29 protein-coding genes are annotated in these 22,712 nt (G+C 52.3%); 23 read left to right on the top strand and 6 right to left on the bottom strand.

Annotated elements, in window-relative coordinates; genetic code table 11:
- Positions 1–39: 39 nt before the first annotated feature.
- The 3 genes from ACT53M_RS08570 to ACT53M_RS08560 all read right to left on the bottom strand — a co-directional run bounded on the left by ACT53M_RS08570 (position 40) and on the right by ACT53M_RS08560 (position 3,520).
- Complete coding sequence (locus ACT53M_RS08570) at positions 40–1,206, bottom strand: HNH endonuclease family protein (protein ID WP_476232722.1); 1,167 nt, start codon at positions 1,204–1,206, stop codon at positions 40–42.
- Positions 1,203–2,390, bottom strand: coding sequence for an adenine-specific methyltransferase EcoRI family protein (locus tag ACT53M_RS08565; RefSeq protein WP_476232721.1), 1,188 nt, complete (start codon positions 2,388–2,390; stop codon positions 1,203–1,205). The genes ACT53M_RS08570 and ACT53M_RS08565 overlap by 4 nt, the downstream gene beginning before the upstream one ends.
- Before the next feature lie 173 nt (positions 2,391–2,563).
- Positions 2,564–3,520, bottom strand: coding sequence for a hypothetical protein (locus ACT53M_RS08560; RefSeq protein ID WP_476232719.1), 957 nt, complete (start codon positions 3,518–3,520; stop codon positions 2,564–2,566).
- A gap of 135 nt (positions 3,521–3,655) precedes the next feature.
- Between ACT53M_RS08560 and ACT53M_RS08555 the strand changes: the two genes are divergently transcribed.
- Positions 3,656–4,210 (top strand): hypothetical protein, encoded by a 555-nt coding sequence (locus ACT53M_RS08555; protein WP_476232718.1) that lies wholly within the window; start codon positions 3,656–3,658, stop codon positions 4,208–4,210.
- A 40-nt stretch (positions 4,211–4,250) separates the two neighbouring features.
- Positions 4,251–4,937 carry a hypothetical protein gene (locus ACT53M_RS08550; RefSeq protein WP_476232717.1) on the top strand — a complete coding sequence of 229 codons (687 nt, stop codon included), beginning with the start codon at positions 4,251–4,253 and terminating at the stop codon, positions 4,935–4,937.
- Here ACT53M_RS08550 and ACT53M_RS08545 read toward each other — a convergent pair.
- Both ACT53M_RS08545 and ACT53M_RS08540 read right to left on the bottom strand, forming a co-directional pair.
- On the bottom strand, positions 4,900–5,103 hold the full coding sequence (locus ACT53M_RS08545; RefSeq protein WP_476232716.1) for a hypothetical protein: 204 nt from the start codon (positions 5,101–5,103) through the stop codon (positions 4,900–4,902). The two genes, ACT53M_RS08550 and ACT53M_RS08545, sit on opposite strands and share 38 nt — an antisense overlap.
- Before the next feature lie 68 nt (positions 5,104–5,171).
- On the bottom strand, positions 5,172–5,555 hold the full coding sequence (locus ACT53M_RS08540) for a hypothetical protein (RefSeq protein ID WP_476232715.1): 384 nt from the start codon (positions 5,553–5,555) through the stop codon (positions 5,172–5,174).
- 120 nt (positions 5,556–5,675) lie between these two features.
- Between ACT53M_RS08540 and ACT53M_RS08535 the strand changes: the two genes are divergently transcribed.
- Positions 5,676–6,035: a DUF2958 domain-containing protein gene (locus ACT53M_RS08535; RefSeq protein WP_476232714.1), complete on the top strand. Its 360-nt coding sequence runs from the start codon at positions 5,676–5,678 to the stop codon at positions 6,033–6,035.
- Between the two features lie 59 nt (positions 6,036–6,094).
- Here ACT53M_RS08535 and ACT53M_RS08530 read toward each other — a convergent pair whose 3' ends face one another.
- Positions 6,095–6,820 (bottom strand): hypothetical protein, encoded by a 726-nt coding sequence (locus ACT53M_RS08530; RefSeq protein WP_476232713.1) that lies wholly within the window; start codon positions 6,818–6,820, stop codon positions 6,095–6,097.
- A 135-nt stretch (positions 6,821–6,955) separates the two neighbouring features.
- Between ACT53M_RS08530 and ACT53M_RS08525 the strand changes: the two genes are divergently transcribed.
- From ACT53M_RS08525 to ACT53M_RS08430, 20 genes are all read left to right on the top strand, one after another.
- Positions 6,956–7,384, top strand: a complete 429-nt coding sequence (locus ACT53M_RS08525) for a lysozyme (protein WP_476232712.1) — start codon at positions 6,956–6,958, stop codon at positions 7,382–7,384.
- Positions 7,384–7,725: a hypothetical protein gene (locus ACT53M_RS08520; RefSeq protein ID WP_476232710.1), complete on the top strand. Its 342-nt coding sequence runs from the start codon at positions 7,384–7,386 to the stop codon at positions 7,723–7,725. Before ACT53M_RS08525 ends, ACT53M_RS08520 begins: the two co-directional genes overlap by 1 nt.
- Positions 7,726–8,089: 364 nt before the next feature.
- Entirely contained in the window at positions 8,090–9,139 is a 1,050-nt protein-coding gene (locus tag ACT53M_RS08515) for a hypothetical protein (protein ID WP_476232709.1), read from the top strand.
- A 151-nt stretch (positions 9,140–9,290) separates the two neighbouring features.
- A complete protein-coding gene (locus ACT53M_RS08510) occupies positions 9,291–9,620 on the top strand; it encodes a hypothetical protein (RefSeq protein ID WP_476232708.1) in 330 nt (109 codons plus the stop codon).
- Entirely contained in the window at positions 9,617–9,982 is a 366-nt protein-coding gene (locus ACT53M_RS08505) for a hypothetical protein (protein ID WP_476232706.1), read from the top strand. The genes ACT53M_RS08510 and ACT53M_RS08505 overlap by 4 nt, the downstream gene beginning before the upstream one ends.
- A 423-nt stretch (positions 9,983–10,405) precedes the next feature.
- Positions 10,406–12,763, top strand: coding sequence for a DEAD/DEAH box helicase family protein (locus ACT53M_RS08500; protein WP_476232704.1), 2,358 nt, complete (start codon positions 10,406–10,408; stop codon positions 12,761–12,763).
- Positions 12,760–12,990, top strand: coding sequence for a hypothetical protein (locus ACT53M_RS08495; RefSeq protein WP_476232702.1), 231 nt, complete (start codon positions 12,760–12,762; stop codon positions 12,988–12,990). Before ACT53M_RS08500 ends, ACT53M_RS08495 begins: the two co-directional genes overlap by 4 nt.
- 222 nt (positions 12,991–13,212) lie before the next feature.
- Positions 13,213–13,407, top strand: a complete 195-nt coding sequence (locus ACT53M_RS08490; RefSeq protein ID WP_476232700.1) for a hypothetical protein — start codon at positions 13,213–13,215, stop codon at positions 13,405–13,407.
- Between the two features lie 101 nt (positions 13,408–13,508).
- The gene (locus tag ACT53M_RS08485) at positions 13,509–14,768 is read left to right on the top strand and encodes a phage terminase large subunit (RefSeq protein ID WP_476232698.1); all 1,260 of its coding nucleotides are present in this window, start codon (positions 13,509–13,511) and stop codon (positions 14,766–14,768) included.
- A gap of 47 nt (positions 14,769–14,815) precedes the next feature.
- Entirely contained in the window at positions 14,816–16,216 is a 1,401-nt protein-coding gene (locus ACT53M_RS08480; RefSeq protein ID WP_476232697.1) for a DUF4055 domain-containing protein, read from the top strand.
- Positions 16,213–17,289: a minor capsid protein gene (locus ACT53M_RS08475; protein WP_476232696.1), complete on the top strand. Its 1,077-nt coding sequence runs from the start codon at positions 16,213–16,215 to the stop codon at positions 17,287–17,289. Before ACT53M_RS08480 ends, ACT53M_RS08475 begins: the two co-directional genes overlap by 4 nt.
- A gap of 106 nt (positions 17,290–17,395) precedes the next feature.
- Positions 17,396–18,049, top strand: a complete 654-nt coding sequence (locus ACT53M_RS08470) for a kinesin (protein ID WP_476232694.1) — start codon at positions 17,396–17,398, stop codon at positions 18,047–18,049.
- 140 nt (positions 18,050–18,189) lie between these two features.
- Positions 18,190–19,197 carry a hypothetical protein gene (locus ACT53M_RS08465; RefSeq protein WP_476232692.1) on the top strand — a complete coding sequence of 336 codons (1,008 nt, stop codon included), beginning with the start codon at positions 18,190–18,192 and terminating at the stop codon, positions 19,195–19,197.
- A 100-nt stretch (positions 19,198–19,297) separates the two neighbouring features.
- Positions 19,298–19,678, top strand: coding sequence for a hypothetical protein (locus ACT53M_RS08460; protein ID WP_476232691.1), 381 nt, complete (start codon positions 19,298–19,300; stop codon positions 19,676–19,678).
- Positions 19,675–20,025, top strand: a complete 351-nt coding sequence (locus tag ACT53M_RS08455; RefSeq protein ID WP_476232690.1) for a hypothetical protein — start codon at positions 19,675–19,677, stop codon at positions 20,023–20,025. Before ACT53M_RS08460 ends, ACT53M_RS08455 begins: the two co-directional genes overlap by 4 nt.
- A gap of 2 nt (positions 20,026–20,027) precedes the next feature.
- Complete coding sequence (locus ACT53M_RS08450) at positions 20,028–20,339, top strand: hypothetical protein (RefSeq protein ID WP_476232689.1); 312 nt, start codon at positions 20,028–20,030, stop codon at positions 20,337–20,339.
- Positions 20,336–20,770 (top strand): hypothetical protein, encoded by a 435-nt coding sequence (locus ACT53M_RS08445; RefSeq protein WP_476232688.1) that lies wholly within the window; start codon positions 20,336–20,338, stop codon positions 20,768–20,770. The genes ACT53M_RS08450 and ACT53M_RS08445 overlap by 4 nt, the downstream gene beginning before the upstream one ends.
- Before the next feature lie 77 nt (positions 20,771–20,847).
- Positions 20,848–21,768 carry a phage tail tube protein gene (locus ACT53M_RS08440; RefSeq protein ID WP_476232686.1) on the top strand — a complete coding sequence of 307 codons (921 nt, stop codon included), beginning with the start codon at positions 20,848–20,850 and terminating at the stop codon, positions 21,766–21,768.
- A 107-nt stretch (positions 21,769–21,875) separates the two neighbouring features.
- A complete protein-coding gene (locus ACT53M_RS08435; RefSeq protein ID WP_476232685.1) occupies positions 21,876–22,349 on the top strand; it encodes a hypothetical protein in 474 nt (157 codons plus the stop codon).
- A complete protein-coding gene (locus tag ACT53M_RS08430) occupies positions 22,346–22,684 on the top strand; it encodes a phage tail assembly chaperone (RefSeq protein WP_476232684.1) in 339 nt (112 codons plus the stop codon). Before ACT53M_RS08435 ends, ACT53M_RS08430 begins: the two co-directional genes overlap by 4 nt.
- Positions 22,685–22,712 lie beyond the last annotated feature (28 nt).

Below are 22,712 nucleotides of genomic sequence, written 5' to 3'. Positions count from 1 at the left end.
CAAGTGGTTCCAGTATTACTACTGTGGAAATCGCAGAAATCAGCGATTTCCCTTCGCACGATTATGCGTGGAGCAGAGCATCTGGCAGTTCTTTCCCGAGCTGTCGCCGCCCTTGCTCCAAGCCGCAACGTGGTCAGCGTCCATTTCAGCCAGCTTGTAAATGCGGCTCTTGTTCGAGTCGTGCCCAATCGCACACAAGGGGCAGTTGGAGATGCCCTTGGCTTCTGCTTCCTGCGTTTGCTTCGTGTAGGTGGTCTTTTTGACCTTGTCGTCAAACACACGGACGTTGAGCAACTTGGTGTCTGTCGATCCGCCTAGCACGAACTCAAAAATGCCCTTCCGGTTCAGCACCTCTGGATCGCCATAAAGCGCCCGCACTTCCTCTGAGACCTTCTTGGGGTCGTAGCTCGTGTAATGATATTCCTCGTAAAGCCTGCCCCATTCCAAACCGCGCATATCGGGCAGCACATCAACGAACACGGTTGAAACCCAATCGAGGACCGTGTTGAAATAGGTCTTCAGTTCGTTGACGTTTGTGTCGTTGCGATGGGCGCTCATGTAGCCGCCGATGTTGCCCTTGCTGACCCAATCCAGCGCCCGCTCAAGAAACTCCTGTCGGTTTGCGCTGCCCTTCACATAGGCGGACCATTTTTGGATGTTGGCATTCTGGCTGTTGCTGAATTCTTCCTTGGCCTTTGTGACGAAGGGGCCAGAATAGATCGCGTTCAAAAGCTCCTGCTTGTTCAGCGGAACACCAGCGATGTTGATGGTTTCAAACCACTGCTTGATCTCGCTTTCCTCGCCCTCGCATTCGTAAATGAGCAGCTTTGCCTCGCGGATGCGCGCTTGCTGGTCAGCGGCAAGGCTATCGAAGTTCTTGGGGTTGCCGTTGTCCGTGATGGCGAACTTGTTGGTGACGAAGCGCCCGATGCTGGTTATGCGCTGCTGGCCATCAAGCACCTCAAACCGGTCATCCGCGACCTTGTTGAAGTAGATCAGCCCAAGCGGATAGCCCATCAGCAACGAGTGAATGACTGCTTGCTCGCGGTTTCCACCGCCTTCGGCATAGATGTAATTCCGCTGGTATTCCGGCTGGATGGTGAGCTTGCCACCAAGGCCAAACAGCCCTTTGCCTTCAAGCTGGTTGTAAACGAAGCCCGCGCAGACATCGGCCACAGTTAGGTCAGTGTTCAGTGTCGCTTTCACTTCGATGCTCCAGAGGTGCCTTCGGGCCTACGATGGCGGATCAAGATGCGCTTATAGACTTTAACGTCGTTGATAACGCCCGACATATTTAGGGGAATGGTGCCCTCCTTGCCGAAGCGACGGAAGAAGGCGTCCTTCTGATCCTGTGCGGAATACCACTTCGTCCGATATGGGTTGTCAGGGTCGCTGGATTCCAGTGTGCCTACGATTTCAAACTGCTCGGGGCTGTATTTGTCCAAAAACGTCACTGGAACGCCCATCACTCCATCGTAATCGCTTGGGATTTCCTTGTAGGTTGAGACTTCGATGGCGTCGTAATTGTCATAGCGGTCATAGGCCGTCTTGCCCTTGAGGCCTTTGCTGTAGCGGAGGTTGTCAGCCATCGTCATAAGACTTAGTGGCTTATGTCGGCGACCGTGATCCAAGTTCGTATACCAACAGGACGTTGAAACACGGGCGATCTTTTTCCCCGTCTCTTCATCCCGGTGATGAAACTGCTCATAGTCATCCGGAACTTCAAAGAACATACCGACGTTGAAATTTGTGCAGCCGATCCAGAGCTTGTTTGCTTGCACCAGATGAAACAGTTCCTTGTAGGTGATGGCGTTAGTGTTGCCGATAACAAGGAACTTCTTATCGTGCTCAACCAGCAGCGCGATAAAATCACTGAACAATGAGAATGGCGGGTTGGTTACGACGATATCAGCTTGCTTGAGTAGCTCAACGCATTCCGAGCTTCTAAAATCGCCACCTTGTTTGAGCGGCGTTCGGTTATGCGGGTTCTTCTCCAAAAACAGCTTTACATCTTCGATATCCTTAGCGCCATCGCCGTTGAGGTCGTTTACTTCCTCTATCTCAATCGCCAGCGCATTGGGCTTATCACGCTTGCCCTTATCCTCGGCATACTCAATGAACGACAATTGGGCACCAGCAATTGGTGAACCGTCATAGCTTGTGGAGATGAGCTTCTTCAATCCAAGCCGGTTGAAGTTTGCGGCAAAATACTTGAAGAAGTTGCTTTCGAAGGGGTCGTCGCAGTTACAGTAAACCACTTTCCCGCGAAACGTGTCTGGATCATACTCAAGATAGGCTTCGACCTCCTTTTGGATGTCGATATATCGGGTATAAAATTCGTCCTTCTTCGCCGTGCGAGCGTTAGTCAACCTGTTTGCCGCTGAACTCATTCTTCAATTCCACTCTGTCACTACGCGTCTTCTCTGGATCACGGCGAGCCAAAAAAGCACCTATCGTCGCACTTTATCCACGCCCTGCAGGGCTACAAGAGTCAGTGACGCTTTATCAAGCGATTGGGAGGATCGGAACGCCCATTGGTGCGCTCATCGAACTTCCGGAGTGATTAGTTATCGATCCGACTGATCAAACGATCCTGCTTGGCGATCTCAGCCGCCACCAGCGCCTTTTGCGGCGTGAACCTCACTTTGCCCCGCTCATATACCGCCTTGTATTCGCGGGCTGCTGCCTTTGCGCTTTCGCAAGGCTCAACCAGTGGATTTGCAGGGGCAATGCCGCAAAGACGGTCAATCTGATTGGCATCGTAGGTGATGTCGTTGACCATCTGATTGAGGTTGTTGGCATACTGTGTCCGCGCAACCTCAATCTGGTTGGTGTTCACCTCGACCTGGCTGGCAGCAACACCAAGCTGACCTCGTGGCACATATGCCAACGTGGGGGCTACGTTGGCCATTCGTGCCACTTTGGCTGTGTTGGCCGCCGCTGCTTGGGCGAAGTTCGGTGATTGGTCGATGGCTGTTGAAAGCCGCGCGATCACAGAACGCATATGGGCAACACGGTCAGTGACCTGCTTGGCCTGAGCAGCGAGCTTGTTCTGGATTTCCAACTGCTCTCTCTGCTGCGCGGCTACCGCATTTGCTGCGGCGATCTTTTGGTGCTGCTGATCCGCCTTCTCCTTCAACGCAGCCACTTTCGCTTGGAAGTCATCGAGGGATGAGCGAGTGCCTGTGAACGTGAAGCCTTCGCCAGTCAGGGTGAGCTTGTTGCCCTTTACCGTGCCAGATGCCTGTAGACCCCCAAACCACGCGCTGGTCGGCTTGAGGACCAAATCGTTGCCTGAGATTGCTCCATCCGCAGCCGCGCTCTTTTCCGTGACGGTGCTCTCAGTGTTGATGAAGTCCGTTTGGACACGGCCTGTGATCTTGCCATCCGCGGATTCGATCAGCTGGATCATCGTGACCTCACGGTCGCTGGAAAAGACGTAAACCCCAGAGGAATCGGTCTTCCCGCAAGCTGACAGCAAGAGCAGCGACGCGGCAGTTGCGTAGGTGTAGTTCTTCATCTCACCCCCATGTCCGTTCGCAGGGTAGCTGGGCAGCGATTCAACATCGACACGTTTTTGCACCATAGAAGCGCGGCAACCGCCCGTTCACCATTGTCTGATAGCCGAAGTTTCTAACGAATTCTGAGGGCTACCATGGACGCTGACACTCTCATTCCCCCGAAGCTGGCATCGTGGAGCGTCACCGATCTTGCTCGTGTGCGCAAGCGCATGGTGGATCAGAAGATCACGGCTGGACCCGATTTCACGCTCAAGCAGGTCTATGAGGCCCACGAAATCCGCACCCTTGAAGGTCTGTCTGAGGGTGAGGTGGCATACACTGCTCCAAAGCTGATGGATGTGATCGTCCGCCGTTGTCGGCTGTATCCCGAGCAGAAGATTTCCTACAAGGATGTGTGGGAGACGTTCAATTTCGGCGAGTATCCCGGCGGTCAGGGCATCATAAAGCCGATCAAGGATTGCCTGAACTGGATTTCAGGCTTTTGCGCGGCTTACCAGCTGCCTTTGATTTCCATGCTGGTGGTTCAGAACGGAACCCGCAAGCTGGGCGTGGATGCCAGCCGAGCATTCTTCCGCGAATGGAGCGGACTCACCCCTTACTGCAAGGCCGAGACCCACGAGGAATACGCGGAGAAGATGACCGACTTGGCCTTGGCGGTCAGTCAGGAAACGCTGGATCGCCTGGAATAAGCCCTTATTGTGAATGCCGGTAACAGGCGCAGGGGCTTAAATGTTCGGCAGCAAAAACAAGACGGTTCAAACCGCTGAGCCGATGGTGCGTGTCTGGAAAAAGCGCGACCTTGATTTCATTGCCAAGAGCATGAGCAGCCGTGACATGGTTTGGAAGTTCCAAGTCACAGCGTGCCAGCAAGTGCTATCGATCGATGGGCGGCGGTATCAGTCCCAAATCCAAAGCAATCGGACTGACCACGAGCTTTATGCGATTAACTCGCTGCCGTTCGATGGCATCCCACCGAACGAAGATCAGGTAGCAGAGTTGATCTACCCAGAGTTCAAACTCGAAGGGTTCCTTAGCTATCCGCGCGTGAAAGCGATGGGCTGCTTGTCAGTGGAAACCAAAACCGAGCTGCTGAAAGAACAGGGCAAAATCGGCAGCATCCATCTGTCGGGCTATGAGAATCTGGACGGCATGGAACCCCTGCCGGGTGAAAAGAACGAGCCGTTTGTCCACTTCAACATCAACCTGCGGTCCGATGCTGATGTCCGTCTCATCCGTGAGACCATTGAGCTGGGTCTTTTGGCAACCAAGACGGTGTTTGTGAACGTTGTGACCTCCCAGCCAGATGAGCCCAAGGATTGGGTTCAGGACTACGCGGAAAAGGGATATTCGCCATGGTGGGAAGCTCACCAGATTTACGTCACCAGCCAAGTGGGTGCTGGCGATTTTGAATGGTGAAGCGGCTGGTGATGTGAAGGCAGCCATCAACGAACAGGAAGATTTCTGAATCCGTCTTGCGAAAATGGACTTCAGTGTCTGCCCATTCCACCATGCCGTCAGTGAGGCAGAAAAACTCAGGATCAGTGTCGAGGAAATGAGCAGTTTCTTGGATCAGGTCTTCCATCACGTTCAACTCCAAACCGTTCCAATCGGTCTGGATTTTTCAGTCTGAAAGTCGACCAAATAAGGCTGTTATTGGGGTGGTTTTTGGTTGCTCAAAACGCTGAGAATGTTTCGGCTCATTTCCTTGATTTCCGTTCGCAGATCACGGATATCTTCACGGACTTCTTTGCGTAAATCCTCAATCGCTTTTTCAAAGGTCTGGCTCATGGTGCGATGGTTCTCCTCAAGAGCCTGAATGCGGCTGGCATGGTCATCGATACGCTTATTTAGCTCCACATCAGCAGTGCTTTTGAAGCTGAACGGCCCAAACAGCTTTTCAATCGCTTTGAACGCCCAAAACATCAGGGTGGCGATAACCAAGCCCCACGATACCAATCCACCATCGATTAGCTGAGTTGGGGCCGGTAAATGTGCTGGCTGAACGGTTGTTGCGATGGTGGTCGTCTCGGTCATTATGGCGCGGCCCTTTGATTGCTTCTCCTGCTATTTATTGGCTGAAATCCGTCGGTTTTTGATCGCAAAAATGAGCGACGGCGTTAGCTGGTTCTGTTGGCCATTCAAGGAGAGCCAACGATGGACTGGAAATGCTTTTTCACCGATGAGCAGATGACGCGCCTGTCCCGCAATTGGGCCGAGCAACAGCCGCTCAAAGGCAACCGTCATGAACGGGACTTTTTGCCGGTTGCCAAGCTGTTTGATCCCTTTGGAGCAGCGACATGGTTGCTTACGGAATGCGATGAGGATGGCTTGGCGTTTGGGCTATGCGACCTTGGCTTTGGGACGCCAGAGCTTGGCTACGTGAGCATGGACGAGATTTTCAGCATCAAGGTTGCTGGGCGTCCGCGCATCGAACGGGATGACTTCTTCATGGCAACCCACACCCTCAGCCAGTATGCGGAGGAAGCCCGGCAGCGCGGCCATATCCAAGCCTGACGATCACTACTCGTGAGGAAAGCCCCAGCGGTATCCGTTGGGGCTTTTCTGTGTGCTGATTAGCGCGGACCCTCCATCTGAGTGCGGAGTTGTGCAAGCTGCTCACGGACCTTGAGGCTTGTGGCAATTAGCTCGTCAGTTGCATGGGCCAATGGCTCAAAAAGCTCATCGAACGTGCTTTTGGCTGCACTCTTGACCGCTGCCCTTGCCTGTGTGGCATCAACGTTGACACGGATAGTCTTGGTTGGTTCAGCCATCCAAGTCTGGATTGGCTCCTTCAAATCCGTGGTGATGAAGTTGTAGTTCGGCGGGATTGGCTGGCCATCATTGCTGATAACCGGTGAGTTGTCCTCAACGCGGAAAAGGTGAGCGCAGCTGGCAACACCATCAACCAATCCATAATGGCCGATTTGCTCGGCCAATGCAGCAACCAAGCGAGTGTAGCGACCGGCTTCAACTTCAACTTCCAATGGGAATAAGTATGCCTTGCCGCGAGCAGTTTCCACGATGGTGACAGCATAATCCAGTTGGCCAATGCGGAGGCAAATGCCCTTGTGGTCAGCGGTCTTGCTGTATTCCAAAACGAGGGCTGAGCTTGAAACGTGACTGGCTTTGGTTGGGCTTTCCACGAATGATCCAGCTGACCAAAAATGTGGTTGGCCTGTCTTTGAGCTTTGCTGCTTGATGAGTTTTTGAACGTCTGCGTCTGAGTGGATGTGGCATAAATCGACGACTTTTGAGGTGCTTCCTGGCTTGTAGAAGCGTGAGATATAAAATTGTGTCATGTAATTAGTTCCTTTAGTTATTGTTATCGTTGTTAAGGAACGCAGTGTTTTGTCTGCCTTCTTTTTATTTAGTCCAGACACTCCAAAAATGGTTCAAATGAGCTGAATTGATCCGTTTCGTCGTGTAAATACACGATGAAACAGAGAAATGGACTTGACCTAATCAAGAAATCAGAAGGATGCCGCTTACAGGCATACAAATGCCCCGCAGGGATTTGGACAATCGGATGGGGCAGAACCACTCACGTGCGTGAGGGTGACAAATGCTCACAGGCTCAGGCAGATGCTTGGCTTGAGGGCGAATACGACCAGTTCGAAGCGGGCGTGTTGAAGCTCGTGAAGGTGCCGCTGAATGCCAACCAGCTGGGGGCACTTGTCAGCTTCGCCTACAACCTCGGCTTGGGTGCCCTGAAAAGCTCAACTCTCCTGCGTTTGGTCGATCAGGGGCAGATGACGGCTGCTGCCGACCAATTCCTTCGCTGGGACAAGGCTGGTGGTCGTGTGTTGCCGGGTCTTACCAAGCGCCGCACTGCTGAGCGTGAGTTGTTCCTGAGGGCTGCTTGATGGCTGGCATCAGCAATCAGGCCCGCAAGGCAAAGGGCAGGAACCTGCAAAAGAAGGTCCAGCAAGCCATTTTGGCCAAATACTCAGCTTTGACCGAGGATGACGTTCGCTCATGTCCAATGGGCAGCAATGGTGAGGACATTCAGCTTTCCAGTGCCGCCAAAGCCGTTTTCCCATACAGCGTTGAAGCCAAGGCGAGGGCCAAAATTGCGCTGCTCTATGAGGCAATGGCTCAGGCTGCTGGTCAGAACGACCTAACACCCTTAGTTGTCGTCAAGGCCGACCGCCGCGAACCACTTGTAGTGATCAGCATGGACGATTTCTTCCGGCTCTTGGACTGATCCAGCCAAACTTTTTTCTTAACAAACCAAGCAATGGAATGGCTGAGTTCGGCCATTTAACCATTCTCATTACCGTTAACAACACGGAGTTCCGCCATTTTTCGTGGTTAACGGATTTGATTCGAAAAGCAGTTTCGGATAAAACTCCAAACATCAAGCGCAAAGTCGTTTGATCCACCAAAAACCCTGTAAGCATGTAAACGCCGTGGTTCAGCGTTCGCATTCTTGCGCTCTTTGAAATGTCGATCGTTTGCCAATTCAAAAGCGTTTGAACCGCGCTTTTGAAAACCACCACCTGTGCCTTTGGCGGATAGGCGCAACGTGGTTCACCAATCCGTCAGTTCAACAAAGAAAGGTCTCGTTTATGAAGTATGATCTCAATACCCTCAGCAATCTCGTCAAGGGCTTTCAGGAAGCCCGTCTCACCGATGACCATGCCCAGATGGTCAAACTTGAAATCGCTGGTCGCACTGTCCTCTACGAACAGCTGGCTGAGGCTTATCGCATCGGCCTCATTCTGCTCACCAAGTCCCACACCACCATGTTCTGCCATCTGCTGACGAATGCTCAGATGAAGGAACAGGCGGACAAGCACGAAGCTGGCAAGGCACCCAACCCGTGGCGCTATGTCACTGGTCTGCTTTACGGCAAGTGGATCGAGCGGGAATACGCCAACACGGTGTTCCACAGCTTCGAACCCAATCGCAGCGCGGAAAAGTATGCCGTTGTTTTCCGCTACGTCGAGGAACTGGGTATCAAGCCTGAGGCGCTGGCTCAGTATATCGCCGATTTCCAGCACGAGGAAGGCAACAAGCTGGCTGGTCTGGAGCGTGTGGCCAGCAAGCACTTTCGCAAGGCCAGCGGTTCAGTGCCTGTGGTTGACGAGGTTCATGTCCGCAATGGTCGCAGCCGTGCTGAATCCGACGTTTTCGAGTTCGAGCCGCCCGCCAGCTTCAAGGGTCAGTTCGGTCAGCTCTTTTTCGAAATCGTGGATGGCAAGGCTGTGGCCCTTGGTGTCACGGAACTTGAGCAGCTTGATTTCGAGGAACTGGCGGCAAAGCGTGGTCGTGCCATCCTCGCCAAGGCCAAGGAAGAAGCCAAGGCTGCTGAAAAGCTGGCCAAGGATGCTGCCAAGGAACTGGCCGATGCCAAGAAGGCCATGGACGAGAAAAAGCTCTACGCGGAAAACTCGGAAATGGCCAAGCTCAAGGAGCGTCTGATGGGCGACCCTGATTGGGCCGATCACCTTGCAGCAGATACCAAGCAGGCTCAGGAAAATGCCAAGGCATTTTCTGACCGTCTTGCCTATCTCACCGCCTTTTTCGCACCGGCACCTGAGCCTGCAACTGGTGGCAAGAAGCTGGCTGTCGTTAAGCACACCGGCAAGTCTAAGGCACCTGCTGCCACTGCATAAACGCCACATGCCAGCGCGTTAGTCTGGCTACACATATCACCCACGGAGGGCGTCATGCCCACGGCGACGGTTCCCTGACGAAGCCCCCATTTGGTTCGACCTCTTGGGGGCTTTGTTTTGCCCAAAATCCACCCAATCGAAGGAGAATCAAATGAAAAAGTTTCCTGTAAAGGACAGTCTCGACGCCTACATCAATCAGCTGATCAGCCAGCACCTTGCTACGGGCCAGAACGGCGTTGTTTATGCCTTTCGTATCGGCAGCGAGCATTCGGGAGTTTTTGTCCCTGACGCTGATATGAGCCCCATAGAGTTTGGCAAATACGCTCAGACAATCGCCATCCAGACTTGCAGGGCATTGGAGCGAAAGGTCAACAACCCACTGCTCTATCTTGATGGCAATTTTTTGAGCCAGATGGATTGCCCAGACAAGGCTGCTGCTATCAAGATCGCATGGACTGTTTGGACGGAGGGACGGCGATGACCCAGATCACCGTCAAGCCTGCTCACATGGACCATTTCTTCGATAAAAATCTCTTGCTTCCGATCACTGGTCCGATGGGTGCGGGATTACCCCAACAGCTAGGGGCGCAATTCAAGCCTAAAAATCCACGGCCATTGAAGATCGAAATGCCCAGTCAATTCCAGAACTTTGACAAGGTGATGGGTTGCACTTGGCATTACGTCTGGAAGACGAAGGAAAGCCATTCTGGGGAAACCGGCAAAACGACTATCACTATTGCCTTTGGTGTTTTGGCTGCTTTCAGGTTGGTTGAGGATTGCCGCTTGGCAAAAGACTGGCTGGATCGACAAAACCAAAAAGCTGCTGAGTTGATCAAGAGCTAAACGAACAAGCCCTCAGGAGCGATCTTGGGGGCTTTTTCGATCACTTCAAGTGATCAGGCCGGGGCCACTTTCCTTCCAAATCGCTGCGCGATTTCGCTTCGCACTGCCCTACATCTGAAATCGGTATACGCGAAAACTCCATATAAAAGCCAATAGAGTTATTTCGTATACCGTTTTTCCTTTTGTGTGTCAGTAAGTCGAAAAAAAACAGGACTCGGTTTTGTCTAAAGATATCGACTTAATCAGTCCTTATCAGTTAAAAATGAACGACAAGTAATAAATAAAAACGTGGGGATGGCTTTGTTCATTTGTCACCGCATTTGTTATTTCCTGGGCCATCCCCCAAACGGAAACGCGGTGCATAAATAGAACAAACAAAGCGGACAGCGGTGACCGCAGAACACATACAGGAGATAACCATCAATGACCACATTCAATTACGTGTCAGCACTCGCAGGAGCTGGCAAAACCTTCAAAGCCATCGACCACGCATCATTCCTCGCCAATCAAGGTTTTCGTATCGTCATAGCTCAGCCAAGCAGGCAACTGATTGACGAGACTTTCGATTTGGCTGAGCGCTTTCGCCTTCGTTATCCAGATGCCAAATACCGCATCAAGAAGATTCACAGCGACAACAAAACATCCAAGAGCGTTGCTGGTGACATCGTGAATTATCTCAAGGGATATGACTTTGATGCAGGAGAAATCCTGTTTGTCACCCACACAGCCCTATTCGCAATTCCCTACTTCCACCGTCAGGAAAACTGGATTTTGATCATCGACGAAATCCCTGATCCGTTCGTGGATATCGGCCTCAAATTACCAGAAAATCACAAGATGCTGACCGATCATTTCGATCTGCAAACCCAGTCAGCTTACTACAGCACACTGGCACTCAAGCCAGCCAGCGCGGATCATATCAAAGCTGTCTATGAGAACAAGAACGGGGATGACGTAAACGCCGTGTTCCGTCCCTTCCTTGACGCTTTTTATGACCTCAATCGCACCCTTTATGTGAACAGTTCAGTTTGGACCGCGATCAAGGAAGATCGCAACAAGGTCGAACGCTTGCCAGTGAACGCTCTGTGGAAGCCATCCAAGTTCGAAGGCTTCCGAGAAGTCGTCATCATGGGTGCGATGTTCGAAGAAAGCATCCTGTTCCAGATTTGGGGACAGCAGATGGGCGTCGAGTGGAAGCCCTATGAGCGCATTCAGGACCACCTCCGCTATCAAAATCACGCACCGCAGCCAAATCTCACCATCACTTACCTGCTTGAGGAAAACTGGAGCAAATCCAAGGCTCGCAAGCTGTGGCCAGACACCGACGACATCACGGTGTTTGATATGTGCAAGGCAGAGGCAGACGCCGTGATTGGCGACCGCCCGCACATCATCATTACCAACAAGGACCGTGAGACGGAAACTGACGAGTGCTTCGTAAACGGAAGCCGCGTTAGCAACGTCAGCCACGGCATCAACACCTTCCAGCACATCGACAACGCGGTGTTCCTGTCAGCCCTCAACCCAAGCCCAACCCACTTCAAGCTGTTTGAAATGCTCGATGTGACCTCAGACGAGCTTGCGGACGCTCGATATCACCAGATTGTCTATCAGGCAGTCATGAGAACCAGCCTCCGCGATCCAAGCGCAGTGGCCCGCGAAAAGCACTTCGTGGTCCCTGACCGTCGTGCTGCTGACTACCTCGCTCGCGTCATTCCTGGCTGCAAGGTCCGCGCTGGCACGTTTGCTGACGTTGACCTCCAAAAGAGCGCCAACGGACGCCCTAAGGGAGTCAAGGACACTGTTAAGCGTGAGCGCTTCTGGTCCAGCCCAGCGCAGAAGTCAGCTGCTCAAGGCAAAAAGCGAGTTCTCATCAAGCAGCAAAGCAAGCTCAGCTACGATCCATCCATTCCAAACCGCATGAGCTTGTTCGAAGGAAAGTGGGACAAATACCCCAAGGAATTTTCCTTCGCTGATGCGGACGATTTGATGAACCAGCTAAGGGAAATGAGCGAGACGGTGCTTGAAAGCAAGGAAGCCAACTTGCTTATCAGCCCAGCATTTTTCGTTGAAAAGGCTGGCGTCGAAACTCGCCGCGGATTGGACAACATCGAAAGCATCCACGGCATCTGGTTGGACAACGACGGCGGCGACCTCAGCCCAGCTGATTTCAGAAACATTTTCCCAACCCTGAGAATGGCACTTTTCAGCACCTTCTCAGGTGGCAATCGCTATCGTGTTTTTATCCCAACAAACGCACCAATGACCCGCGACACAGACTTCATCATCAAGCGCCTTTTGATGAATGAGATTCAGGCTCACGGGTTCACGGAAAAGGGAAAAATGAAGCATGGGTTTGACACTGGCAAGCTCACACCAAGCAGCATGTTTTATCTGCCCGGCTATCAGTATGGCAAACACGACGAAGCATTCTTTGTCGAAAATCCCGGCGATGAAATCGACGTTTTGAAATGGCTTGAAGGCGCAAGCATCAAAATGTTCCGTGAGGAAGAAGCAATTCCAGCACCAGTTGAACACTCGAAGGCAATTGATCCAAAAATCACCCTCAAGAGCGTTCAGCAGGAATTGATTGATCTGCCAAAGGGCGGGGTAAATGCCAACTTGGCCAAACTCGCCGTCAAGCTCAAGCGCAATGGCTTTGGCCCAATGGAAATCGGTGTGGCACTCTCAGCAGCTTTGAACCAAAGACCGGGCGGCAGGGATCACCAACGCGATTTGACTGATATCGTGAAAAAACTGACCAACGGGAGGCTCAAGTGAAAGACCATGACTGCGTTAGAGTGCCTTTCGACCGGTGGTTTGATTTGATCATGGAAAACAGAAATATGGGGGTCGGGATCGAAATCTCGCATCCCGAACGCACCATAAAAAACATCATCGAAACGGCGGTTGGAATAACCCTCACAGGCGTCACTCTGGATGAGACTTTTATCTATCTTCACACGAGTAGTGAATCGGACGCCACCGCGATCCGCATTTGGCTTTGATGGAATACACGTTCGACCTCAGGCACAGGAAATACCCAGACCGCGACCGCACATACGAACGCTTGATCCGGCAGCGTATGGCGGAAGCGGTCGCCAGCTACACCGGCGAAATCACTGTCTGTAAGGCAACCCAAAGCCAGTTCAGGGCGCGCAGCTTTAGGGCCAAGCTGAACAGAATGCGGGACTAAATATCTGGGCAACTAATCCCGAAGGAACCCAGATATGACCGAAGAAACCACCGACATCAAAAAGACCGTCCTTTCCCGAGCATTGGGAGTGGTCAAATTCATTTTCACCAACCGCAAGCTCGTCACCATCATCCTCAGCCTCGTTGGGCTTGGATCAGTGGCAACAGTTTTCGGACCAGTCAGCGAAGCGATTTGCCAAGCTGATACGGAGATTTGCTCAACTCAGTAAGGCGATAACCGGCCAGCATAAATACTGGCATGAAAGCCCCAACGAGAAGAAAAAATCCATTTGTATTGCGACAGGAGCAGCTCGACGCCCTTGAGCTGCTCTTGAACGTCGAAAAGTTGTGGTGCCTGATTTATGGAAACCGACGCGGCGGTAAATCCGTCGCAGCCTTGTATTTCATAATCATGCGGGCACTGCTTTACCCGCAATCAACGCACCTCATTTTGAGAAGCACCAGAGCCGCTTGTGAAGCCTCGCTTTGGATTCAAACCCTCCAATTTATGCTGGACAACATGGCAGACCCAGACGGTTTGCCACTCCGCGAAATCGTGAAGGTCAATTCCAGCGACTTGATCGTCTATTTTGAAAATGGCTCATACATCAAGTTCGACGGTTTGGACGAGCAACGCATCGATAAGGTGCTGGGAACGGAATATCAGACCATTTGGCTGAACGAAGTCAGCGAGTTTGACTGGCATCGCGTCCAGCAAGCGGCAAGCTGTCTTAACGGCGAACCGAAGCACAAGGACACAGGCGAAACCATCGTTCGCAAGATGATTTTTGACTGCAATCCGCGCTTCGAGAGTGATTGGGATTGCAAGGTTTTCCGTGATGGCGTGAACCCATCCAACAACCAGCCGCTCATGAACGCCGAAACGTTCGGAAGGGTCAAACTCCAAAACCACGACGAGAAGTATCTCGCCAACTTGGCCAACTTGGACCCACGCCAACGGGCCAGATATGTGGACGGTGAGTGGTCAGCGCAGAACGACAACGCCATCTTCGATCTTGACCAGATTGACCAGCTACGTGTTGCCCCGGACCGAGTGCCTGCCTTCCGGAAAGTCGCCATTGGCGCCGATCCCGCCGTAACCAGCAACAAGGACAGCGACCTTTCAGGGATCATCGTGGCTGCAATGGGCGTGAACGGGGAGGCATACGTCCTCAAGGACTACTCGGGCAAATACACCCCAGAACAGATAGCGCGGAAGCTCAGCGATGCCTTCGTGGCACATGAGGCTGATATTGTCGTGGCGGAAACCAACAACGGCGGCGACTGGATTGAATCCGGTATGCGCCAATATAACGCCAACCTCCCTGTCACGCAGGTGAGGGCATCACGTGGCAAACTGACCAGAGCGGAACCAATCGCGCTGCTTTATGCCCAAGGGAAAGTCCATCACGTAGGCACTGACCTCCGCGAGCTTGAAACTCAGATGTATGAGTTCGGGATGGAACGCGGAGCAGCAAAATCACCAGACAGAATGGACGCATTGGTGTGGGCGCTTTGGTATTTGTTTGATGTCAGCGCAGAGCAAAAAGAACCCGGTCGCATAAAGGTCCGCTACAGCTCAGCATACTAATTGGCCGGAATAAATACCGTTGTAAACAGCAACGGAAATCCTAGAAAATGGCCTTCAATACGACACCCGACGAAATCAATCCAGATCTACAAAAGTTCCATAAACGCTGGAAAAAGAACCGCGACTTCCTTGCTGGTCGTGACGCTGTTGAAGCAGCTGGTGAAACCTATCTGCCAAAGCCTTTGAGCAAAATGGAACCAGCCGAATACGCCAATTATGTGAAAACCGTTCGCTTCCAGCCTTATGCAATCAAAATCATGACCGGCAACAAAGGCTTGATCTTCAAAAACAAGCCAGACTTGATTGGTGATGCCGTCGCAAAGGTGCAAGAGATAATCACGCCTCGCGGTGACTCCTTGGAGACACTCTCCGCCAAAGTTTTACAGGAAACTTTCACCACCAATTTCACGGGATTGATGGTCGATCATCCCAACCCCGACCCAAGTGTTTTTCCTGACCTCAATGCCAAGAATCAAATCGAACTTGGCTACCGTCCTTTCCTATCGATGTTTCCTGCTGAGACGATCCTCGACCTTGATTGGGGACTGGTCGGAAACACGCAAAAATTTACCTATGTGAGACTTCTTGAGTCCGCCAATGTAGTCCGCGAAATGCTCCTTGAAGGCGGCGTCTACAAGGTCCGCACCTACGTCAAACAGAACGGCGATTGGCAGGGGGCTGTAGAAAATATTCCTACCAAAGACGGTGTGGCGTTTAACGAAATTCCATTTTGGATTGTCAGCACAAATCATGAGCGTTGGCCGACCCCAGCGCCGTTTGAGCATATCGTGGATTTGAACTGCGATATCTGGATTCTCCAAGGTCGCATGAGCCAAGCCGTCAAGTGGACTTCCAATCCAATTGTGGCGATGAGCAAGCTCCAAAAGGAAGATGCAGAGATTGAGGAATATCCAACTGGACCGGGAGTGGTTTGGACATTTCAAGGCGAAGCTGAGCTAAACATCCATTCCTTTGACGGCAAAAACATCGATTCAATCGAGCGCCTTATTAATTCGGCTTCAAGTGATATGGCTCGCACTGGATCGCGCATCATCGCTGATGACAAAGCAGCGCCAGAAGCAGCCGAAACAATCGCAATCCGTCAAGAGTCCGACAACGCCAGCTTGAACGGCCAAGTCCGTGCCATCGGTGCTTACATCACTCAGGCATTGCGCTTCATGGCAAGGTGGATGGGTGATCCAGTCCCGCAGGACACCAAGTTCAGCTTCAAACCTGATTTCTCAGCCAGCGGCTTCAACGCCGACCGCCTCAGCACCGTCTTGGCCTACTACCAAGCTGGCCAGCTGACTGATGAGGTCTTGTTCTTCGAATTGAAGAAGGCGGGCATCGTTGATGATGTGGTCGATTACCAGACGTTCCGTGATGCGCTCAGTCAGCAGATGATTGACCGTCCAATCGTGCAGCCGGGGAATAGCACCGGCTTATGAGCGCAAATGAAACCCTGAGGGACAGGGCCATCGCTCACGCCATCCAGTTGTCCAGATACAACACTGGATTGGTCGAGCAGATTTTGAAGTTGCTCAATTCCACGGATAGCGAGATAGCGACCAAGGTCACACTGGCGCTCGCTGACATCGATGAGCGCGGCATCAACCTATCCCGTTCTGCCCAGAAACGCCTCTCTCAGCTTGTTGACGAGCTTTCAGCACTCAACAGCGCGGTCTACGAGCAAATGGGTCAGACGCTCTCCGACGAGCTTACCGGCTTGGCCACGGTCGAAGCGGAGTTCCAGAAAGCCGGCTTGGCCAGAGCAATCCCAGCCAGCTACTCCACGGTTCTGCCAGCACCAGCCCGATTGAAGGCAATCGTGGAAACCAGCCTCATCGCGGTCAAAGACTACGCTGCGCCATTGAGCGGTTGGCTGGACGGAATGGAGAAGGGCCGGATCGATCGCATAGACGGAGCAATCCGCAGCGGGCTGGTTCAGGGCCTAACCAACGACGACATCATCAAGAAAATCCGTGGCACCCGAGCTGGTGGATATCAGGACGGCATCCTGAACGTGAGCCGCCAATCCGCCCAGCGTATGGTCCGCACCTTCGTCACTCACGTGAGCAACCAAGCTGCTCAGGAAACGTGGAAGGCGAATAGCGACGTAATCAAAGGCATCCAATTCCACTCGGTTCTGGACAGCCGCACCACCTTCCAATGCGCCAGCCTTGATGGAAAGTTCTATCCCAACGGCGACAATCCGCCTCAACCGCCGCTCCATATAAACTGCCGCTCATTTCTCACACCAGTGACCAAAAGCTGGTCTGAGCTTGGCATTGACGCAAAAGACGTCTCGCCAAGCCAGCGCGCTTCGATGGACGGTCAGGTTCCTGCCAGCACAACCTTTAGCAAATGGCTCAAGGGCAAGGACGCTGCCTTTCAGGACCAGTATCTGGGTAAGGGCAGGGCGGACCTTTGGCGTTCTGGAAAGCTGTCCATGGCTGACCTCGTAAGGCCGGATGGCACTGCCATTTCCTTGGATCAGTTGCGCCGCATTCACGGTCTCTGACGCACCTCACGGACTAAATAGCTGGAAGCAATTGGCAAGGCCGATTGCTCGCTAACTGACGCCAAGGGCGTCCTTCAAAACCCGTAAGGCGGGAAAGGAATGAAACATGTCACAACAAGAAAATGCATCTGAAAACCAATCGGAAACAACAGCCACCTCAGACGAATCCGGCTTGAAGGCCAAAAACAAGGAACTGCTGGCAAAACTCAAAAAGCAGCAGGATCAAATCGATGAGCTAATGGCCGCCAAGGAGGAAGCGGAAACAGAAGCAGCCGAAAAATCCGGTGATATCGAAAAGATCAAAAAGCAGCTTGAGTCGAAGCATCAAAAGGAAATCGAAAACCTGACTCGTGAGCGCGATGCTGCTTTGAACGATCTAAAAACAATCCGAGTGGACAACGAAATCAAATCCACAATCGCGTCACTTGGCATAAAGACCGAGTTTGTCCCTGCCGTTGAAGCACTCCTTCACCGTCATGTGGAATACGCAGATGGCCTAGCCACCATTGAAGGCAAAGCAATCAGCGATTGGGCCAAGGAATGGTCCAACGGCGACGGCGCGGTCTATCGCCCGGCATCAAACAATTCCGGTGCTGGCATTACCGGCAATGACAGTGCGCGTCCAAGCCCAGCTGGATTTACCCGAGAAAACATCAACGCAAGGATCGGTGAGTTCGGTCAATTAGCGATGAAAGACCCTGCTCAGGCAAAGGCAATTGCCCAGCAAATTGGCCGTCCGGATTTAGCTCAAGGGCTCTAATCCAGCACAAACGAAAATCGGCGAAAAGCCAGAACTAAATAGTGATGTCGGGAGAATGAAAATTCTTCCCGGCGTCCGACAGGTCTCCGCACTTTGTCGGTCTAACCAATCGACAAAAACAGAAGTGGAGAACCACCGTAATGGCTACAACCCGTTTAACTGATATTGTTCCTGTATCAACATTCGCAGCAATTGTTGAAAGCAAGATCACAGAGAATTCAAAAATCCGTCAATCAAACTTGATTGTCACTGATCCACGCATCACCCAAAAGGCGCAAACTGCTGGATTCCAAGGCACCCTCCCATTCTGGAAGCCAATCGCTGGTGGCGAAGCGGCTACCATGAACGACGATCCAGATAGCAAGGGCACACCAGCCAAGGTCCAACAGGGCTCGATGACTGCTCGTATGCTCAGCCGCGCGCTTTCATTCGAGGCAATGGACATCGCCGACTTCGCAAGTGACTCAGATGCTATCGCATACGCAGCAGGTGAGTTTGCTCGTCTCTGGTTGGCAGACGAAGAAAAGGCAACCCTCGCAATCATCGACGGCATCCTTGCAGACAACGCTGCAAATGACTCCGGCGACATGATCAAGAACCTCGCAATCACCAGCGGCACAATCGCAGCAACCAACAAGTTTGGTGGCACCGCCCTCATCGAAGGCCGTAAGCAATTGGGCGATTTGGGTAGCGAGTTGAAAATCCTCGTTGCTCACTCAGACGTTGTGAACAACCTCCGCGCTAACGAACCAAACGCTTTCGTTCCAGCTTCACAGACCGCAATCGGTTTGGAAACATACATGGGTCACGTGCTCATCGAAACCGACAACGTTGGTAAAACCGGCACGACCAATTATCCAGTCTACACAACCTACCTCACCGGCACTGGCTTGTTTGGATTTGGTGCTGGCACTTTTGGTGACAAGGCTTTGGCTCAGGTTCGTGACGAGCTTGCTGGTAATTTCTCCGGCAAGGAAACCGTCATCTCACGTCGCCGCTATGTGCTGCACCCATTTGGCTTCTCAAACGACGTTGCTCCAACCAACGGCGTTTCACAAACCAACGCTGAGCTTTCCACCGCTACAACTTGGAACCGTGTTGTTTCTCGTAAGAGCGTTCCAATGGTCGCAATCAAGACCAACGGCTAAGCACTGAGCCCAGCTAACAAATCAGCCCGTCAGAAATGGCGGGCTTTTTTGTGCGCGTTTGCCGGAGATAAATACTCGGCAATAGAGCGAGATTTCAAACATGATCACACTGGAAGCAGCGGACAATTTTCACAGCCTTAGAGGCAATGACGCATGGGCAGGCGACTACCGCCAAGCAGCCCTTTTGAAAGCCAGCGATTGGATCAGAGCATTTTATCCGTTGGCAGCTGATACGGACTACTCAGACGAAAGTGTTGTTGCTGCTTATGCCCTCTTGGCATTGGAAATGCTTACCAGCGCACCAGCTTTGAAAGCCGGACAGGCGGTCAAGAGCGAGGAAGTGGCCTCAGGCGATGACTCCCTCAAGACGGTCTATCAGGACGCCGACAAGGTTAGCTCAGACCCATACCCACACATCACGGCATTGCTGGAACCGTTCCGTAAGCGAACACCAGCCGTCAAGTTCGGGCGCATGGTATGATGGATATCCTGTCGTCCATGATCCTCGCAAACGACCAGCTGGACCGCGCCTATGGCGTGGAAGCCACGTTGGGCGCTCGCTCACTTCAAGTGATCGACAAGCGCACTGGATTGCCAACTACGTCAGCCACAACCACGCCAGCGACCATCATCGTGCGCCTTGGAAAGCAGAAGGTGCTGGCAGCTGACGGCAGCGTCAGCATCGTGGACACTGCCAAGAGCAAGCACGTGATGAAGGTCGGCGATTACCTCACCATCAATGGCCAAACCTTCCAAATCGCTGATTGCCAGCCACGCAGAGTGAAGGGCGTGACCATTGGCTACACCGCCGTGATTGTGGGGGCCTGAACGTGAAGATCGACACCTCAGACATCACCGCGAACTTGGATTTTGAAATGGGCGAAGTGGACAAAATGGTCCTCGACACCACCACCAAGCTCACCTTGGACGTTCAAACGGCTCTCAAGCTGAGAACGCCAAAAGACACTGGCCGCGCAGCCAATGGCTGGGACGCGATCCTGCCCAGCAATCCGTATGGCGAAGGCGCCATTGAAAACGCCGTTCCATACATCGAACCACTCAACGCAGGACACAGCAAGCAAGCACCACCTGGCTTCATTGAAAGCACGGTGCAGGAATTCAATGGGGGAAGTGCCGAATGATCACTGACGATATCCAAGCCATTCGAGATCGCTTCTACGATGTCATGGAAGCTGACTTCCCAGACATGGTGGCTCTGAACGACAACGATGCCAGCGAGGAAATCCCTGCTGACAAAGTATGGTGCCGCTTCTCAGTTAGACCGGGCTCGAAAGTGGTGGCGGAAAGCGGGCCAAATCCTCGCTATCAGCAGCTTGGCTTGGCCATCCTTCAAGTGTTTGTTCCGCAAAACATGGGCGACACACTTGGATGGCAATTCGCAGAAGCAATCGACACAGCTTTCCGCGCATGGCGCAGTGATGATCGCTTTGTGACGGTCTACCAAACTGGCTTTGAGGCTTACCCTGCAAATCCAAGTCAAATCGGAAAAAACCCGACTGCTCCATTCCACCAAATCAACCTCACGATCCTCTGGAAGTCCCTCAGACCCTAAACGAAAATCGGCATGTGATTTTCCGTAAATAGTCGGGGCCAAAGATGGCCTGAAAGACCATTTTTGGAGAATTTCATATGTCAACATATAGCTCAAACGACGTCAGCTTTACCATTGTTCCTGAAGTCACATTAGGCACCACACCAACCACTGGCGCAGACCGCTTTGCGCTTCCAGCAAAGGTCGGAAATGCCGTTCCACAGTTCAAGGCAAAGGAAATTGCCTCAGACACCCTCCGTCCAAATCGCTCATCAAACGGCTCACGCCGCGATGGTGGTTCAGGCACCGGCTCATTTGAATTCCGGTTCCAAGAAGATGCAGCAATCGAACTTTTGATGGCCAGCGCCCTTGGCGGCACTTGGACAGAAGTAGGCGAGCCAGCAGTCAGCACCCTGATCGGTGGCAAGACCGACACCTACTTCTCAATCATCGCTGCCTTGTCCTCAGGCATGTATGAAACCTCAGCTGGTGGCGTTGTCTCAGGGTTCACCCTTGCTGCTAAAGCTGCCGATGCTGTCACTGCCAACTTTGATTTCATCTTCACCAAGCGCGGCACATCAACGACCAACAACCCGCTCACTGTCACTGAAAGCGCCGGAAACGCAGAGTTTATCGGCACCGAAGTCACCAACGTGAACGTTGCTGGCCAGACCTTGAAATACACTGAGCTGACCTTCTCAGTGAACCAGAACCGCTCACCATTGCCAGTTTTGGGTTCAAGCAATCCGGTTGGAATCGCATCCACTGGCACCCGCGAAGTGAAGATCACCCTCAAGGCATACCGCGAGAGCTTCGCTATCGATTCCGCCATCACTGGCACACCACAGACTGTCAGCTTTGAAATCGGAACTGCTGGAAACGGCTACCGCTTCACCTTGCCAGCTGCTTACGGCATGGTTCCATACACCGAGTCAGGCGACTCCTTGATGGTGGTTTTGGAATTCTCAGCTGGATATGACGACACCATCAATTCCAACGTGAAAATCGAAAAGCTCTAAAGCTCATTTACTCCTTTTGGTGAGCTTGCATGGGGTCGGTGTCAAAACCGGCCCCATTTCATTTTCAGGAATAAATACCTGACACAGACACCAAAAGGAGAAAGCACATGTCTGAATTCGAACTAAATCTGCCAAAGCGTTTTGACGAGGAAGAAGCGAAAAAGGGCATTCTCGTCCCTATCTATGACGAGCTTGAGCAGTATTACGGCACCTACCACATTGCCCTTTTTGACCTTCACGCAAACCACGTTCAGCTTGCAATGAAGCGTTGGGGCAAGAAGAACAAGAACGTCCAAATGAAGCGTGATTATGCGATGATCAGCGCATTCGTGGAAGTCAGCCTTCTCGGCTGGGAAGGTGTGCCATTCCGCAAGGACGGATTGGAAGTCCCCTTCACGAAAGAAAATGCCACCAAAATCCTCAACCAAGACGGTGCCAGCTGGCTTACTGAGCAGCTTCTAACCATCGCTCAAAACGTCAAGAACTTCACCGCCGAACCAGAGGTGGAAATCGAAGGCGAGCCAGTGGTTGATGTTGAAGCCACCAAGGAAACAGACGCAAAAAACTCCAAGCGTTCTTGAGGTGGTATTACAGTGATGGGGCGCAGCTACTAATCGATTATCAGGCCAGTTTCGACGCACCTGATGGGCCGTGCCCAATCCTCCAAGGATATATCGACAAAGCCCCGCCACTCACAGACCAGCTCTATTGGTCGGCATTTCAAGAACTTTCCACGGAGCGCCAAGTTGGAATGGCTGTTGGCCATATTCCTGTGAGCAAAATCTGGGAATGGGCTGAACGAATGAACATGACCAAGGCTGAAAGCAGGGCCTTGGTTTATGTCGTTCGCGCAATGGATTTGGAGTTCATCAACGTTCAAAACGAGAAATCGAAGAGCCAATCTGAGCGTCCATAATCGGCCAATAAATAGATGGAGAAACAGA

Source organism: Sphingomonas sp. DMC6, from assembly GCF_056314225.1.
The sequence above is the reverse complement of the archived record's forward strand: the minus strand, read 5'-3'. Positions and strand labels throughout refer to the sequence as shown.